The organism is Desulfitibacter alkalitolerans DSM 16504, from assembly GCF_000620305.1.
GTDB lineage: Bacteria > Bacillota > DSM-16504 > Desulfitibacterales > Desulfitibacteraceae > Desulfitibacter > Desulfitibacter alkalitolerans.
The window spans coordinates 1104656-1121393 of the sequence record NZ_KK211100.1 but is presented as its reverse complement, the minus strand read 5'-3'; the positions used below and the strand labels follow the sequence as shown (position 1 = coordinate 1121393).

At 41.8% G+C, this 16738-nt stretch carries 11 protein-coding genes; all 11 read left to right on the top strand.

The annotated features are described in order from the left end of the window. Positions 1-172: 172 nt before the first annotated feature. Positions 173-1561 carry a stalk domain-containing protein gene (locus K364_RS0111100; protein WP_028308087.1) on the top strand — a complete coding sequence of 463 codons (1389 nt, stop codon included), beginning with the start codon at positions 173-175 and terminating at the stop codon, positions 1559-1561. 251 nt (positions 1562-1812) lie between these two features. Continuing rightward, positions 1813-3309 (top strand): S41 family peptidase, encoded by a 1497-nt coding sequence (locus tag K364_RS23730; protein WP_051533976.1) that lies wholly within the window; start codon positions 1813-1815, stop codon positions 3307-3309. A gap of 128 nt (positions 3310-3437) precedes the next feature. Next, complete coding sequence (locus K364_RS0111090; RefSeq protein WP_028308086.1) at positions 3438-5450, top strand: S-layer homology domain-containing protein; 2013 nt, start codon at positions 3438-3440, stop codon at positions 5448-5450. A gap of 309 nt (positions 5451-5759) precedes the next feature. After that, a complete protein-coding gene (locus tag K364_RS23725) occupies positions 5760-6962 on the top strand; it encodes an HlyD family secretion protein (RefSeq protein WP_051533975.1) in 1203 nt (400 codons plus the stop codon). Positions 6963-6964: 2 nt separating this feature from the next. Next, complete coding sequence (locus K364_RS0111080) at positions 6965-7699, top strand: ABC transporter ATP-binding protein (protein WP_028308085.1); 735 nt, start codon at positions 6965-6967, stop codon at positions 7697-7699. Between the two features lie 111 nt (positions 7700-7810). Continuing rightward, complete coding sequence (locus tag K364_RS0111075; protein ID WP_035269026.1) at positions 7811-8923, top strand: ABC transporter permease; 1113 nt, start codon at positions 7811-7813, stop codon at positions 8921-8923. Between the two features lie 80 nt (positions 8924-9003). Then, positions 9004-9663, top strand: coding sequence for a TetR/AcrR family transcriptional regulator (locus tag K364_RS0111070; RefSeq protein WP_028308083.1), 660 nt, complete (start codon positions 9004-9006; stop codon positions 9661-9663). A 449-nt stretch (positions 9664-10112) separates the two neighbouring features. Further along, complete coding sequence (locus tag K364_RS0111065; protein ID WP_028308082.1) at positions 10113-11255, top strand: efflux RND transporter periplasmic adaptor subunit; 1143 nt, start codon at positions 10113-10115, stop codon at positions 11253-11255. Continuing rightward, positions 11255-14419 (top strand): efflux RND transporter permease subunit, encoded by a 3165-nt coding sequence (locus tag K364_RS23720; protein ID WP_035268574.1) that lies wholly within the window; start codon positions 11255-11257, stop codon positions 14417-14419. The genes K364_RS0111065 and K364_RS23720 overlap by 1 nt, the downstream gene beginning before the upstream one ends. Before the next feature lie 427 nt (positions 14420-14846). Further along, on the top strand, positions 14847-16082 hold the full coding sequence (locus K364_RS0111050) for a TolC family protein (RefSeq protein ID WP_028308080.1): 1236 nt from the start codon (positions 14847-14849) through the stop codon (positions 16080-16082). Continuing rightward, positions 16072-16716, top strand: coding sequence for a TetR/AcrR family transcriptional regulator (locus K364_RS0111045; protein WP_028308079.1), 645 nt, complete (start codon positions 16072-16074; stop codon positions 16714-16716). The genes K364_RS0111050 and K364_RS0111045 overlap by 11 nt, the downstream gene beginning before the upstream one ends. The last annotated feature ends 22 nt before the right edge of the window (positions 16717-16738 follow it).

The following is a 16738-nucleotide window of genomic DNA, read 5'->3' as shown; positions in this document are numbered from 1 at the left end:
AACTAATGGGGATTAACAGGCTATAAGCTCGAAATAAGTACGGCTAAGGTTCAGGTGGGGCTAAAACCCCATATGAACCAAGTCTTCTTTATCTTCAGCTAATAACGTAAACAAGTTTCGTTTGGAAGTTAGTAGAAGTTAGTAGATATTTAGAATCAAAAGGGGGATAAGTATGCTTACAAAAAAAGTGTCAACAATGTTTTTCGTCATGTTCCTATTATTTGCACTAGCCCTACCTGCTGCTGCCTCATCCACATATATAGTTGATCAACAGGGCAACCAGAAATTTCCAATAATAGCAGGGGATATATTAGTCTATGAGGATCACCTGGGAGGCAGCCCAAGTATCTTTTTGTATAACTTCTCTACTAAGGAAACCAAAAGAATAAGCAGCACAGGCAGCAGTCAGTATGCACCCCACACAGACGGAAAATATGTTGTTTGGATAGACAATTCTTTTAATGTCCAGTCAATAAATCTATATAATATAGCAGCTGGAGAAACCAGTAGGCTTACAACTATAGGCTCAGAAAAAAGAAGCCCCAAGGTTTATTATCCCTGGGTGGTGTGGTCTGATTACAGGGATAATAGCTGGGATATCTTTGCTTATAATATATCAACCAAGGAAACTAAAAGAGTTGCCAGGCATAATTACGGCTTCTTAAGAAAAGAATTTGATGCTGACGGTAACAGAAGGGCACACCACGATGGACAAATTACAGTAACCATCTGGAATGATAGAATTGTGTGGACTGATTTCCGCAATCAAAAATGGGACCTTTATGGGGCCGATTTAAAGACAGGAAAAGAGTTTCCTGTGGTAACCGAGCAAAGAGACCAATTTAGTCCGTATCTAGAGGGAGAACGTCTTGTATATCAAGATAATAGAGACTTCAGGAGCAATATTTACCTTTATGACTTTAAAACAGGTCAAAGCAGATTAATTTGCGGTGCACAAAGGGACCAGGAGTTTCCCAAGATTTCTGGAAACATAGTTGTATGGCAGGATTTTCGCAACCAAAGATGGGACATTTATGGATATGACTTAAATACCTCTAGGGAAATTGTGTTGAGCAATAAACAGCATCACCAGACCCATCCATCTATAAGCGACAGCAGACTTGTGTTTATGGACAATAGTAAATCCAGGGAAGACATAGCAATGATTAATGTGGTTAATGAGACAATTCCTGCACCAAGCCTAGACGGCATTCCAGGAATTAAGATAATGGTTAACGGTGGTTTACTGCCCACAGATGTTTCACCGGTCATGGAGCAGGGAAGGGTATTAATTCCCGTAAGGGCTGTAGGGGAGGCCCTGGGGGTAAATGTTGGTTGGAAGGGTGAACTGCAGCAGATTACCCTAACGGGCAGAGGAAAAAATGTTGAGCTTTTTGTAGGCAATAAAAGTGCTAATATCAATGGCACTCCAGAGGAGCTGGATGTGCCGGCTAAAGTAACCCAGGGACGAACCCTTGTACCCTTAAGGTTTATTAGTCAAGCCTTTGGGGCCAGGGTCAACTGGGATGGCGGCAAACAACTGGTAGAGATTTCCTTCTAAAGGAAATCTCTACTTTGCAGGTAAAGAATATGCTAGAGTAGAAATACCAAGTTGGGGACATTCCTCAGCAACAGAGAGTAGCTTCAAAAGAGGTGTGTCCCCGTACACCAAGTTGGGGACATTCCTCAGCAACAGAGAGTAGCTTCAAAAGAGGTGTGTCCCCGTACACCAAGTTGGGGACATTCCTCAGCAACAGAGAGTAGCTTCAAAAGAGGTGTGTCCCCGTACATTATAAAAAGGAGATGAAGTTTATGATTAGGAGAAACCGGAGCATTTTAATCGCAGTGGTTTTACTTGCAGTATTTCTTTTTTCTGGTCCTATACAGGCTGCAGAAAAGACCAATTATTCTTTGGATCTTTTTAGAGAGGTTTTTCAATATGCATTGGACAAGTATGTTCATGAGCTGGATGAAAAGACCCTGGAAGAAATGGCAATAAGGGGCTTAATACAGCAGCTTGACCCCTATTCACAATATTTTGATGGTGACGATTATGAAGACTTTCAGGTCGAAATGGATGGTAGGTTTGGTGGGGTAGGGCTGCGTATTGAAAAGATTGGAGATTACATAACTGTTGTGGCTCCTCTTTCCGGAACCCCCGGTGAAAAAGCAGGTATTCTCGCTGGTGACAGAATTATCAAGGTCAATGATACAGATGTTATAGGCATGGATCTTCAAAAGGCAGTAAGCATAATAAGGGGAGAACCAGGCACATCAGTAAAGCTTACAATTCTTAGAGAGGGTGCTGCAGAACCCCTGATCTTTAATGTAGTGAGGAGTATTATAGAGATTCAAGTGGTTGAAAGTGAAATGCTGGAGGGACAGATAGGATATATCAAGCTCACTAACTTTACCAGCTCTAGTACTATGCTTTATACCAGGGCGCTTAACGGCCTGCGCTCAGACGGAGCTAGGGGAATAATTTTAGATGTAAGAAATAATCCTGGAGGATACCTGGGGGCTGCCCTCTCAGTAGCAAGTCCATTCATTAAGGAGGGTGGAAATCTAGTTCATATTCAAAGCAGGGCAGATGGTGACAACACATACTATTCAACCTCCAAGGCCCTTGGAATCCCCCTTGTGGTATTGGTTAACAAGGGTAGTGCCAGTGGCAGTGAAATCGTAGCAGGAGCTATTCAGGACCATGGTGCAGGTACCCTTGTAGGAACTACAACCTTTGGCAAGGCAACAGTACAGCACATGCATGAGCTTCCAAATGGGGGAGCTGTTAAGATTACAACGTCCCAGTACCTTACTCCTAACAGGAGACAGATAAATGGGGTAGGAATTGAACCAGATGTGGTAGTTGAAGATCCAGAAGAACAGTTAAAGACAGCCATTGAAATATTAAAGAAGAAAATAGGTCTAGGGGCAAAAAACAATACTAATGGTATCACCTTCAAAATAGGGGAAAAGGGCATGTGGGTTGATGGAAGATTTGTACCCTTAAATGAAGCTCCTTATTTGAATAGAGATGGGGTAACCATGATACCCCTTAGGGTAATTGCTGAGCAGCTGGACTTCAAGGTGAACTATGATTCTAAGAAACAAAAAATTACTCTAAATAAAGGGGACAGCCAATTGATAATGTGGGTTGGCAAAAAAGAGGCCCTTATGAATGGTCAGGCTAAAAGCCTTCAATCTGTACCAGTTGTCAAGAACGGGACTTCATTGGTTCCCTTAAGACTGGTTGCAGAGTTTTTTGGTGCCCAGGTAGAATGGAATGACGGCCAGATCATCCTAAAATAAGACAAATGATATATTTGGAAAATAATTGTCGAAAAATCCACTTTTGCAGAGGATTTTTGCCATAATTTGTTGAAGTATACAGTAAAGTTAAGGAATTATATGGAGAAATTAGGAGAGTGATGGCACAGATGTTAATAAGAAAAATGCTGGCTGTACTGGTTTTAGTCATGTTTTTATTAAGCACTGGAACTGCCGCAGCAGCAAGTCAAGTGTTTAGTGATGTTCCTGGAAACCATTGGGCAGCAAAAGATATTGCTAGAATGAAGGCGAAGGGTGTTCTTGGAGGTGTTTCTGCAGCAAGCTATGCTCCTAATGACCCTGTTACACGAGAAATGCTTGTGGTAATGCTTGTTAGGGTCCTTGGCAAACAAGGTGAGGCATCAGGCACCATACCTGCTAGCTTTATTCAAAGGGATAAGGTTAGCAGCTATGCTATAGGCTCCGTGGCCTATGCTGTGAGAGAGGGTATTATTAGTGGGGGCCTTTTACACAGTGATCCAAGGGGACCGGTGAGCCGCCATGAGGTAGCAGAAATAGTTGTCAGGGCCATGGGCATGGCCAGTGAAGCTGCTGCCAAGCAGAATGCTTCATTAAATTATACAGATACTGCATCAATCCCCTTTGCATCAAGGGGCTTTGTAGCTGTCATGCAGGAAAAGGGCATAATGGGTGGTGGAGCTGATGGAAAGTTTAACCCTAACGATCCCTTGACAAGGGCACAAATAGCTTCAGTTCTTAACAGGGTTGACAACCAGGTAAAAGCTCTTACAGCCAATACTATTAAGGGAAAGGTCTTTGGAGTTTCATCTTCTGTACTTACCATTGAAAATGCCTCTGGTGTGATACAACCTATAAATCTGGCATCTGGTGTTCTTGTATTCAGGCCTGGGGGAGCTGCTAGAGTTACTGATTTAACTCCCGGTCAAATGGTGGAGGTTATTACTGATGCCGCCGGCAGAGCACTATATGTAGATCAGGGTCAGTTTGAATTTGATCAGGTGGCTCTGGAAGGTGAAATTACTGATATAATTTCTGGACAAAATCTGTTGCTGCTTACCATTAAAGATGATAAGGGCAAAACAGATACCTACACCTTAAGCTCATCAGCTACTATTAAAATTGACAATCAAGCTGCCTCAGCCTCCCAGTTGGCAAAGGGGCAGCCCATTAAAGCAAGGGTTACAGGGAAAACTATTACTTCTCTTGAGATTTCCGATGCCCATAGGATAATAAATGGAACCATAAAGAATATAGATTTATCTGGCAAAACTGTAACCATTGAAAGAACTGGTGGTCTTGGAGATACATTGGTTAATGTTGATACTACCACGGTAATTGAGTTAGCAAGAAAGGAAGTTGATTTAAAGGATTTAATTGAAGGGCAAGAGGTAATGGTTATAGCCAGGGGTGTTAAGGCTACCAAGATAGATGCACAGAATCTGGAAAAGACCATAACAGGAGTACTAGTCAGTATTTCATTTACCCCAGATGTGACAATTACTGTTTTAAATGAAGCTACAGAAAAGGAAGAAACCTACAAGGTAGATGAAAATGTAAGTATCCGCAGGGATAGAACAAGGAATCTAACTTTACGAGATATATTCCCAGGGGATGAAGTCGATGTTGATTTGAAAAACAGGATTGTTACAAGTATCTTCGCTTCAAAGGTTGAAAGCAAAACAGAGGGTAATGTTAAAGAAGTAAGAATAGGTGCCGTACCCACACTGGTTATTGTTACAAATGATGGTAAGGAGGAGAGCTATCCCATTGCCAGTACTGCTAGAATCCGTAGAGATGGCCTAAGCGTTTCCTTACATGAAATTCAATATGGAGATTGGGTACGCCTGGAGGTGGAAGGAAGGCAAGCAGTTAGGGTTGATGTGGAGGCAAGGTATACCAACAGGTATCTCATTGGTACAGTTGAAAACATCCATAAGGCAGCCCAGGTAATAGTGGTTTCCGAGATGGATTCACGTGAAAACAGACAGGTCTTCTGGGATAGTGACACAGTTGTAATTAGAAATAACCGAATTAGAGATGTTGAATATTTAAGTCAAAGGGATGAAGTTGTAATAGCAGGCAGATTTGATGGTGGCCTTTTCTGGGCTAACACCATAGTAATTATTGTAAGCAGAGATTAGAGGAGAAGCCAAATTATTACCAGTAACAAGTTAATATCAATACCCTGGCGGAGCAAATCAATTAGCTCACTGCCAGGGTTTTTATTTCATGAAAATTTTATCTTCAGGGCAGAAAGTATAAATTTCATTACAGCAGCTGCACAGGGGCAAATGAGTGATTACTCACTTTACTAAAAGTCGGGTTGTGTGGTATGATTTTAGTGAGTGATTGCTCACTATTAAATTTTTTAGATTTTGGGGTATGAAGCTATAGTTTTGCAGTTTTTAGCTTAAAAATTTTTAAAGATAAACTATTTTGGGGGAGTGAAAATGAAGGAGAAGTCAAGGGCTCTATTTTTACTGTTGTTTTTTGTCTCCAGCTTGATTTTAATACCAATTGGCTGTACTGGAAAAAATGAACTAAAATTTTCTGGAATTATTGAGGGCAGGGAGGTACGCGTATATTCCCAGGTTTCAGGTGAGGTGATGAGTATCCTAAAGGATGAAGGTGACTGGGTTAAGCCCCAAGACCAGCTTGCTGCAGTTGATGATGCTGTACTAAAATGGCAGTTGGTCGAAGCTGAAGGAGCAGTTAACGCGGCCTTAGCAAAGTACCAGGAAGCCCTGACTGGTACACGACAAGGTGATATGGATAAAGCAATGGCAAATGCTCAGCAGGCGGCGGCTAATGTTTTACAAAGCAGGGCAAGACTTAATCAAGCAGAAGCAGCATTAAAAGTCATGGAAGCCCAGGTGTTGCAGATAAGAAGCAGCCTAACAGGGGCTGAGGAAACCCTTTTGTTCTATAAAAAACAGCTGGAGGATATGGAACTGCTTTATGCCCAGGGAGCCCTGACCTTAAAGGAGTTAGAAGTTCAACGGGAGCTTGTCAATAAGGCTTTAACCCAGGTGGGCAGCTTAAGTGCCCAATATGATGCAGCCGCTGCCCAGCTTGAGGGAGCTAAAAGTGAGCATGAAGCAGCCAGGGCCAGCCTTAAGGGTGCAGAGGCCCAAGAAAAAGGTGCACTAGCTCAGCTTAGCCTTCTTAAAGAAGGGACTACAGCACATAATCTAGAATATTTGAGGTCCATTAAGGAGCAGGCCCATGCACGTTCAGAGCAGGTGAAGGTTATGCTGGCTAACACCCTTATACAAGCTCCTGTTGAAGGTTTGGTTTTACGCAGGCACATAGAAATAGGGGAGCTGGTTAGGCCTGGAACTGTACTTTATACTATTTTAGACCCTGAAAACTTGGAGATAACCATGTATATTCCCCAGGAGGACCTGGCTAAAGTTATGATTGGAAAAGAAGTATTTGTTCAGGTTGATGCCTTTCCAAATAAGAGGTTTACAGGAGAAATTGTACAGATAAATGATAAGGCTGAATTTACCCCAAGGAACATACAGACATCAAAAGAAAGAAGCAAAATGGTCTTTGCTGTAAAGGTCAAGCTAAGGGAAGGCTCTGGTGAATTAAAGCCGGGGATGGTAGTTGATTTATACCTGCCCATTGACTTAAAGGAGGCAGATTAGTTATGGAGCCTGCAATTATCTGTGAGAATCTTACAAAGAGCTTTAGAAATGTAATGGCAGTAAACAGCATAAATCTATTCATTCCCAGGGGCACCATTTATGGATTTTTAGGTCCAAACGGTTCAGGAAAATCAACCACCATAAGAATGCTGTGCGGAGTTTTGCTGCCGACAAGTGGCTCTGGGTATGTATTGGGCCATGACATTACAAGGGATGCTGAGGCTATTAAACAAAATATAGGGTATATGTCTCAAAAATTCAGCCTTTACGAGGACCTAACGGTAGATGAAAATCTGGATTTTTATTCTGGAATATATGGCTTATCTGTCCAGGAAAAAATTACTAGAAAAAAGGAATTAATGCTAATGGCTGATTTAAAGGGGAGGGAAAGTCAGCTTGCAGGAACCCTTTCTGGTGGTTGGAAGCAGAGATTAGCCCTTTCCTGTGCTCTACTGCATAACCCTGAGGTTCTCGTTCTTGATGAGCCTACTTCAGGTGTAGATCCAGTTTCTAGACGGATTTTTTGGGACATGATCAAGGAAATGGCAGATAAGGGTATTACTGTGTTAGTCAGCACCCACTACATGGATGAAGCTCTGAAGTGTGATTATATAGGTTTCATATTCCATGGTGAAATGCTGGATCAGGGTACACCTGAAATCTTAATGGGGAAAAGGGGTAAAGACAATTTAGATGATGTTTTTCTGGAGATGGTGAAGCAGGCTTCCAGTGAGTAAGATTGCCCAAACCCTGGGCTAGTTTTTTAAATATAGTTTTGTCCTGTTTGCTGAGGATAGGGAAAGGGTGTGAGAGGATTGGTAAAGGGAAGATTTTCCATAAACCGCTTCATGGCAATTGTGAAAAAAGAGATGCTTCAAATTAAAAGAGACAAGGTGAGCCTTGGTATAGGAATAATGATGCCATTAATGTTTCTGCTCATTTTCGGATATGCCATTAATACTGATGTGGAGCATATACCTACAGGGGTCTGGGATCAAAGCAATTCCAGGGCATCTAGAGAGCTCATTGCTGCCTATGAGGTTACAGGTTATTTTCATATACTTGAGAATGCAACTAGGTATGATGAGCTTCAATATCTTATGGATTCAGGTCACATTGAGGTAGGAATTGTAATACCCCATGATTATGCTTACGGAATTGAACAAAACAGGGATGCATCCCTGCAAATTCTCATAAATGGTTCTGATCCAACTGTAGCAAGAACAGCCCTCTCCGCTGTTCAGCTGATTACTCAAAATGCCGCTTTAGAGCTGCAGCAGCAGCGTTTAGATAGAGAAGGTATGGTCGAACTGGCATTTCCTATTCAGACCGAAACAAGGGTTTTGTATAATCCGGATATGGACAGTACGTTTTTTAACATTCCTGGTCTAATAGGTCTGGTTCTCCAAAACGTAACAGCCTTGTTAACAGCTTTTGCCATGGTAAGGGAAAAAGAAAGGGGGACACTAGAGCAGCTTCTGGTAACTCCCGTTAAACCAGTGGAACTAATTATTGGCAAGCTATTACCCTATGTGGCCATAGGGATGCTGTCCTTTACCCTTGTATTAACTGCTGGTGTTTTGTGGTTTAAAGTACCTGTTAAGGGAAGCATCCTGCTGTTATTTATTCTGGGGCTGCTGTTTCTTGTAACAACTCTATCAATTGGTCTATTCATTTCTACAGTTGCTAGAAATCAACTGCAGGCAGTTTTTATCACATTTGCAATTATATTTCCCAGTGTGCTTTTATCTGGCTTCATGTTTCCAAGAGATACAATGCCCTTTGTAATTCAAGCATTGGGAGGAATTATACCCTTAACTTACTTTTTAATAATCTTAAGAGGAATTTTTTTGAAGGGAATATCCTTAAATTATCTCTGGACAGAAACCATGATGCTTGCGGTCTTTGCAGTTATTTTTTGTACAATTGCAGTAATAAGGTTTAGAAAAAACCTGGAATAAGGAATAATATGGAAAAAGCCAGGTCCCTGTGACTTGTTTTGGAAGGATGGAAATCTAATTGGAAGGGTGGCACCATAATTATGAAGGAACAAAATGATAAGGCTTTAAATATTCTTCTCCAGCAGTATCTAGAAAGTGAAAAGGATATAACTGATAAGCAAAAACGTGTTTTAGAAGCTGCAGTTGAGGTTTTTTCTGAAAAGGGCTTTGCGGGAGCATCTACAAGTGAAATTGCCCAAAGGGCTGGTGTTGCTGAAGGGACAGTTTTTAAGCATTACAAAACGAAAAAAGGGCTGCTTTTAAGCATCGTATCACCGACAATTCTAAAGCTTGGAGCCCCCCTGCTCATGAAGGATTTTGAGAAGGTTCTTGAGGCGCAATATCAGGGCTTTGGTGATTTCTTACGTGCACTAATAAACAATAGGGTTGAATATGCCAGGAAAAATACAGCAGCTTTAAAAATCCTATTAAATGAATTATCCTTTCATCCAGAATTAAGTAACATGCTCAAACAGGTTTTTAGTGAACGCATTAGACCTCGGCTGCAGAAAGCCTTCAGGCATTTTCAGGACAAGGGAGAGTTGAAAAAGCTGCCTGATGGGACCATTATCAGGCTGATAATTAGCACTGTGGTAGGCTATGTCATAACAAGGCTGGTTGTGCTGCCTGATCATAGTTGGAATGACGAGGAAGAGATAGAGACAATGATAGAATTCCTCTTAAAGGGTTTAAAACCCTAAATAATATTAAGAATGTACAACAGATACTACTGGGGTGTGAATATAAATAACTTTTTTAAAATAAAATCACATTAGAATTAGTCCGAATGTAATAAGATAAACTTACAGAAATATATTAGGTTTGGATGAAGCATGGTGAAACTTTTTGCTCAATTATGTGTAAAGGAAAACAGGCAAAGTTGATGAATTAAAAAATTTTTTTTGAAACTATTTTAATTCCCATACGTATAAAACAGTGTAGGAGGTGACTTATGATATTTCTATAAAACTTAGGTTTTTGCGCTAGAATCATAATTATATTTCACTTAAACCAGCCAGCGGAACCGTCCCCCTGGTCAAAAATAGTTGTTGACTTTAGATTTTAGCGTGGATAGAATAGGGTGTGTAAAACTGACCGTCCGGTCAGTCAGAAGGTTTTATATTTCAAATGTTTGAAAGGAGTAGTACATATGAGGGAGAAAAAAATACTAATTGCTTTCTTCATGGTGATTGCAGTAATTGCGGCAGTAGTGGCTGCCGGCAGTCTTATGCAATCTGTTGAGGAAGTTGGCGAGACAGATGTAATCAATCCAATCCCCGTGGAAACTGCAAAAGCCTTCAGGGGGGACATTACTGAAATTACCAATATGACAGCTGTAGTAGAGGCAAGGGATAGTGTATCCGTTATCCCCAAACTGGGAGGCAAGGTTGAGAGGGTAGCTGTAAGTGTTGGTGATAGAGTATCAAAGGGCCAGGTCTTGGTTCAGCTTGAGCAAAGAGAGCTTCTAGACCAGTTAAAGCAGGCTGAAGCCGGTTTAGCTCTTGCCCAGGCAGGAAAGAGCTCTGCCATGGCTAGATTGGACGACGCACGGGCTACCCTGGAAAGAATGGAAAAGCTCTATACAGAAGGTGCCATTTCCAAACAACAGCTGGATCAGGCAAGACTGCAGTATCAGCTTTCTGATCCTGAAACTGTGAATGCACAGATAAAACAGGCCCAGGCTGGAGTTGATATGATAAGGACCCAGCTGGAAAATACAATTATTTCAGCACCTATAACAGGAGTAGTAACGGCAGTAAACGTAAGTGCAGGTGAAATGGCAGGTCCTTCCATGCCTGTAGCTGTAATAATGAATCTTGATGAGGTTGAGATTTCTGTGGGGGTTGTTGAGCAGTATATAAATAATGTTAAGGTTGGAGACAAGGTTGATCTAAGGATCTCGGCAGTAAAGGATGAACCCTACACAGGAGTAATTAAAACAATTGCCCCTGCCGCTGACCAAATGAACAGAACCTTTCCTGTGACAATTATTTTACAAAATGAAAATCATGAAATTAAGGCAGGTATGTTTGCCGAGGTTGCTTTAGCTACTAGAACTAAACAGGATGTTGTGGTTGTACCAATGGTTGCAGTAGTTGACCAGGGCAGCAGACAGTCAATTTTTGTTGTGGAAAATAATGAGGCAGTCGCTAGAAAAATTGAACTGGGAATTAATGATGGTCAGTTTGTGGAGGTAATTAGCGGAATTGAAGAGGGAGAAACGTTAATTATCAAAGGTCAAAATATTGTAACCCATGGTGATCCTGTAGTGGTTCAGGGTGGTGAAAAGTAATGTGGCTTTCTAATTTTTCAGTTAGGCGACCTGTAACCATTATAATGGCTGTCTGTATCGTGCTTATACTTGGATTTGTTTCCTTTACAAATCTTTCTGTAGACCTTTATCCTGATTTTAACCTGCCCTATGCCCTTGTCATGACAAACTATGAAGGGGCAGGACCTGAAGAGGTTGAAAACCTTGTAACCAGACCCCTTGAGGAAACCATGGCAACCTTAAGTGGTGTTGACCAGATTTTCTCTGAATCAATACCCGGGACATCAATGATTTTCATTGCCATGAACTGGGGCACAGACATGGATTTTGCAACCTTGAAAATGAGGGAGCAAATTGACTTTGTTACAACCTTTATGCCAAGCGACATTGATAAGCCCATGGTCTTGCAAATGGACCCTTCAATGATGCCAATACTAGAAATTGGTGTTACAGGCACTGATGATCTGGCTTTCTTAAGAGACCTGGTTGAAAATGAGATAAAGGATCGTCTCTTGAGGATAGACGGAGTTGCTTCAATCTATACAACAGGTGGGCTAACCAGGGAAATACATGTGTTAATTGACCCTGCCAGGCTTAATGCCTATGGCATTTCCATGGACCAAGTAATGGGAGCTCTTCGGTCTGAAAACGTAAATTTTTCTTCAGGGCAAGTAATAGATGGCAACAGAGAATTTCTTGTAAGGACAATGGGTCAATATGAAAGTATAGAAGACATTGGAAATGTGGTTTTAAGCCTTCCAAGGGGGGGACATATTTATTTAAGAGATCTTGGCGAGATCAAGGATACCCATAAAGAAGTTAATCAAATTACAAGGGTAAATGGTGAGCCGAGTATTGGTGTTCACATAGTAAAGCAGAGCAAAACCAATACAGTGCAGGTTGCAAACAAGGTAAAGGCAGAGCTTGCAAAGATTGAACAGGAACTGCCTGGTACTGTTAAAATGAATATAGGGTTTGACCAGTCTCAATTTATCAATGAATCAATTGCCAGGGTTGTTCAAAATACCCTCATTGGTGGTTTGCTGGCAATAGTGGTGCTTCTCCTCTTTTTAAGAAATTTACGGAGCACCCTGGTTATAGCGACAGCTATTCCAATATCCATAATATCTACCTTTATACTTATTTATTTTAATAATCTAACCCTTAACATGATGACACTGGGCGGTATAGCCCTGGGGATAGGTATGATGGTTGACAGCTCCATTGTTATACTTGAGAACATTTACCGTCACGGTCAGCAGGGGTATTCTAAAATTGAGGCAGCCAAAGAGGGAGCTGGTGAGGTTTCTAGTGCAGTAATTGCAGCTACTATTACTACCTTGGCAGTGTTCCTGCCAATAGTTTTTGTTCAGGGTATTGCAGCAGAGCTGTTTAGAGGCTTGGCTTTAACAGTATCCTTTGCCTTAGCCACAGCACTAGTGGTGGCCCTAACCTTGATACCCATGCTGGCTTCAAAACTGCTGGTTGTAAATGGAAATGGTAAAGGAAATGGCAATTCAAAACCTACGAGGCAAAGAAGCACGCCAATAAAGTGGGCCTCTGAAGGAATGGGAAGGTTTTTGGATTGGTTAAATGATAAATATGGGGCACTTCTTGCCTGGTCATTAGGCCATAGAAAAACCGTTGTGGCCGTGGTAGTTTTGGCTTTAGTCGGGTCCCTGGCATTGATACCTAAAGTGGGAATGTCCTTTCTGCCTAGTATGGATAGTGGAGAAATCTCCATTAGCGTTAACCTTGCAAGGGGTACTGTCCTTGAGGATACAAATGCTGTTGCAGCAGATGTGGAAGAGTATTTAAATTCCTTTGTAGAGGTTAAATCTATATTTGTTTCCGTTGCTCCTCCCAGAGATGGTATGACAGGATTGGGGGCTGCGGCTACAGAACGTATAAGCATAAGAGCCATGCTAGTAGACAGGGACAAAAGAGATCGTGATTCCAGGATAATAGCAGATGAGATACGCAAGCACCTTGCCTTAATTCCTGGGGCTGAAGTAAGTGTAAGGGCGGTTGATGCTTCCCAGGATACTGGTGGGGGAGGAGTAACCCCTATTCAGGTCAAAATTAAGGGCAGTGATCTAGATGTGCTGCAGGACCTGGCAGAGCAGGTGAGAAGTGTTGTAGAGCAGGTTCCGGGCACCAGAGAGGTAGAGATTCCCTCAAATGAAGGGGACCCTGAGTACAGGATCTATGTAGATAGAGCCAGGGCTGCACAGTATGGTTTAAGTGTTGCCCAGGTGGCTGGTACTGCCAGGGCTGTCTTGGAGGGGCAGGTAGCAACCCGTTATAGAACAGGAAGCTCTGAGATAGATGTAAGGGTGCTGTATCCCGACAGCTATAGGGAAAGCTTAAAAACACTTAGGGACACATATATTACATCTCCCACAGGAATGAAGGTTCCATTGAGCATGGTGGCTGAAATCAAATCTGACAGGGGCCCCGCAAAAATAACAAGGGAAGACCAGGTGAGAACCTATACAGTTAATTCCCAGCTGCTGGGTAGAGATCTCGGCAGCGTAATGAAGGACATTGAGGAAAAGGTTGGAGCAGAGGTGCAAATACCCAGGGGTTATTCCATAGAGTATGGTGGAGAAATGGAGGAAATGGTAAATGCCTTCAGCAGCCTGCTTCTTGCACTAGCTCTGGCCATAATTCTGGTTTACATGGTAATGGCATCTCAGTTTGAGTCATTGATGTATCCCTTTGTAATAATGTTTACAATGCCTACCACCCTGATTGGTGTAATAGTTGGATTGGCTGTAACTGGCAGGGAGCTTAGTGTCCCCACATTTATAGGAGTAATAATGCTTGCAGGTATTGTTGTCAATAACGCCATTGTACTTGTGGATTATATTAATGTTCTAAGAAGAAGAGGGCTGGAAAGAAACGAAGCAATTCTTACAGCAGGACCCATTCGTTTAAGACCCATACTTATGACCAGCTTGACAACAATTCTGGCATTACTGCCTACTGCTTTAGGTATTGGAGTGGGAGCAGAAGTGGCTGCCCCCATGGCAACAGCTGTGGTAGCAGGCTTACTGGTATCTTCAATTTTCACCCTGGTATTAATACCAGTTGTATACACGTTGTTCGATGACCTTGGGAATTGGACTAGAAGAAAGATAGGCTGGGAAGACAATCAATTTAAGGTGGATGCAGGTTCATAAACATTCCTCAGCAATCGGAAGTTAGAGGTTGGAAGTAGGAAGTAGGAAGTTAATTGGGGACATTCCTCAGGGTTTAGCCGTAGTTTAAAAAGAGGTGTGTCCCCATACATAAATTGGGGACATTCCTCAGGGTTTAGCCGTAGTTTAAAAAGAGGTGTGTCCCCATACATAAATTGGGGACATTCCTCAGGGTTTAGCCGTAGTTTAAAAAGAGGTGTGTCCCCGTACATAAATTGGGGACATTCCTCAGGGTTTAGCCGTAGTTTAAAAAGAGGTGTGTCCCCGTACATAAATTGGGGACATTCCTCAGGGTTTAGCCGTAGTTTAAAAAGAGGTGTGTCCCCGTACATAAATTGGGGACATTCCTCAGGGTTTAGCCGTAGTTTAAAAAGAGGTGTGTCCCCGTACATTAAAGGAGGTAGGAGAAATGAAATTAAAAGGTTCGCTTTTAAAGACCGCAGTTCTGGCGCTAGTTTTTGCTTTATTCCTGCTGCCGGTAGGAGCTGTAAAGGGTGACGTGGACCAGGGAGCGGCAGTTGCAGCAACTAATGCAGCAGATGGTACTGCCGGTGATGCAGTTGAGACTGCCGGTAAGGCAGCATCAGAACAGAAAAAAGTAATATCTCTAACCCTAGAGGAAAGCATTAAAATGGCCGTAGAAAAGCACCCAGATATAGCCGTGGCTAAAATAGAGCATGAACAGGCCAGGGCGGATTTAAGAAAAGCCAGGAGAGATGCAAAAGATATTAATGATTTAAGAAAAATGCCTGGCATGCCAGGATTATATAGCTATGATGTATACCTGGCTGAAAGGGTACTGCCAAAAACCATGGAAATGTTAGAAGTTCTTTCAGATAAAGGCCTTGAATTTAGAACCAACCTGGTTAAGTTCCAGGTAGAAAATGCATATTACGGGGTTTTAAAGGCTGAAAGAGAGCTGCAAAATTCCATAGATTCTTTATCAAGGGCCAGGGAGCAATTGAGATTAGCTAAAGTGGGCCTTGATGTGGGGGTTAATGCCCAGGTTGATGTCCTTGGTGCAGAAGTTCTAGCTGCTTCCCAGGAGCTGGCTGTGACCTTTGCTAAAAATGCCTTACAGCAGGCCCGCATGGATTTTAATAACCTTATAGGGTTAGCTTTAGATGATGAGGTAAAGCTAACCAGCAGCTTTAGCTTTGCACCTGTGGAGTTTAACCTTGATGAAATAAAAGAAATGGCTAAAGAAAAAGACATAACCTATATTCAGCTCCATGAAAGCTATAAGGTCCAGACTGAAGCCTTCAATCTTGCAAAAGGTTACTATACACCTAATGTTTACACATACCAGGAAGCAGAAAGAGACTATAACATGGCTAAATTGAAGCTGCAAAATGCTGACCAGGAGCTAGACTTGAAAATTAGAAAGGCTTACCTAAATACTGAAGCAGCAAAAGAAAGATATAAATTAATGGAGAAATCTGTGGAACAAGCCAGGGAGAGTTATCGTCTAACTAAGTTAAGGCATGAAGTGGGGATGGCAACCCTCCTAGATATTGAAAGAGCAAGTGGTGAGCTAGATAATGCAAAAACTGAATTACTATCAGCAATTTATGATTATAATTTAGCTGCTGCCATGCTGCAGCATGGACTTTTTGACCTTGGTGGAATGAGTAATGGCCGATAATAAGGAAAGGGGTCACACCTCTGATAAGGCATCAAGGAGTGTCCCCAAATTAGAAAGCTCTGGCAAAAGGGAACAAATTTTAGAGGCAGCTATTAAGGTTTTTGCATGTAAGGGCTTTTACCATGCCAGGGTTGAAGAAATTGCAATTGAGGCCAAGATTGGCAAGGGGACGGTTTACGAATATTTTAAAAGTAAGCAGGATTTGTTCCAGGAAATGTTTAAGTATATTCATAACCTTTATTTGGAAAAAATCATGGCTGACATAGAAAAAAGGTATACATTTAAAGAAAAGGTAAGTTATATACTTGAAGCCCATCTAAGATTTATTTTAGAGCATAAAGAAATGGCTCAAGTTTTCCTGGCAGAGCATCCTCCACTTGATGATGATTTTAAAAAATGGTTTTTGGATCTGGAAAAACAAAAGCTCCAGTTCTTACAAAACAATGTTATAGATGGGATTAAAAGGGATGAGCTTAAGGACCTTGACCCATCTCTAATTGCCAGGATAATAGCTGGAGTAATAAGCTATTTTGGCAGCTGCACAATACTTAATGGACTGGAAACAGCAGATGGTGACTTGACAGCACTATCTGCAGATACCATTGAATTATTATACTCAGGAATAGGGCAGTAATATAATACTATTGAACGGGTGT

Excerpts from the sequence above, each read along its gene's own strand:
- K364_RS0111070 (WP_028308083.1), top strand. The coding sequence starts at position 9,004 with ATGAAGGAACAAAATGATAAGGCTTTAAATATTCTTCTCCAGCAGTAT.
- K364_RS23720 (WP_035268574.1), top strand. The coding sequence starts at position 11,255 with ATGTGGCTTTCTAATTTTTCAGTTAGGCGACCTGTAACCATTATAATG.
- K364_RS0111075 (WP_035269026.1), top strand. The coding sequence starts at position 7,811 with ATGGCAATTGTGAAAAAAGAGATGCTTCAAATTAAAAGAGACAAGGTG.
- K364_RS23725 (WP_051533975.1), top strand. The coding sequence starts at position 5,760 with ATGAAGGAGAAGTCAAGGGCTCTATTTTTACTGTTGTTTTTTGTCTCC.
- K364_RS0111050 (WP_028308080.1), top strand. The coding sequence starts at position 14,847 with ATGAAATTAAAAGGTTCGCTTTTAAAGACCGCAGTTCTGGCGCTAGTT.
- K364_RS0111080 (WP_028308085.1), top strand. The coding sequence starts at position 6,965 with ATGGAGCCTGCAATTATCTGTGAGAATCTTACAAAGAGCTTTAGAAAT.
- K364_RS0111065 (WP_028308082.1), top strand. The coding sequence starts at position 10,113 with ATGAGGGAGAAAAAAATACTAATTGCTTTCTTCATGGTGATTGCAGTA.
- K364_RS23730 (WP_051533976.1), top strand. The coding sequence starts at position 1,813 with ATGATTAGGAGAAACCGGAGCATTTTAATCGCAGTGGTTTTACTTGCA.
- K364_RS0111045 (WP_028308079.1), top strand. The coding sequence starts at position 16,072 with ATGGCCGATAATAAGGAAAGGGGTCACACCTCTGATAAGGCATCAAGG.
- K364_RS0111090 (WP_028308086.1), top strand. The coding sequence starts at position 3,438 with ATGTTAATAAGAAAAATGCTGGCTGTACTGGTTTTAGTCATGTTTTTA.
- K364_RS0111100 (WP_028308087.1), top strand. The coding sequence starts at position 173 with ATGCTTACAAAAAAAGTGTCAACAATGTTTTTCGTCATGTTCCTATTA.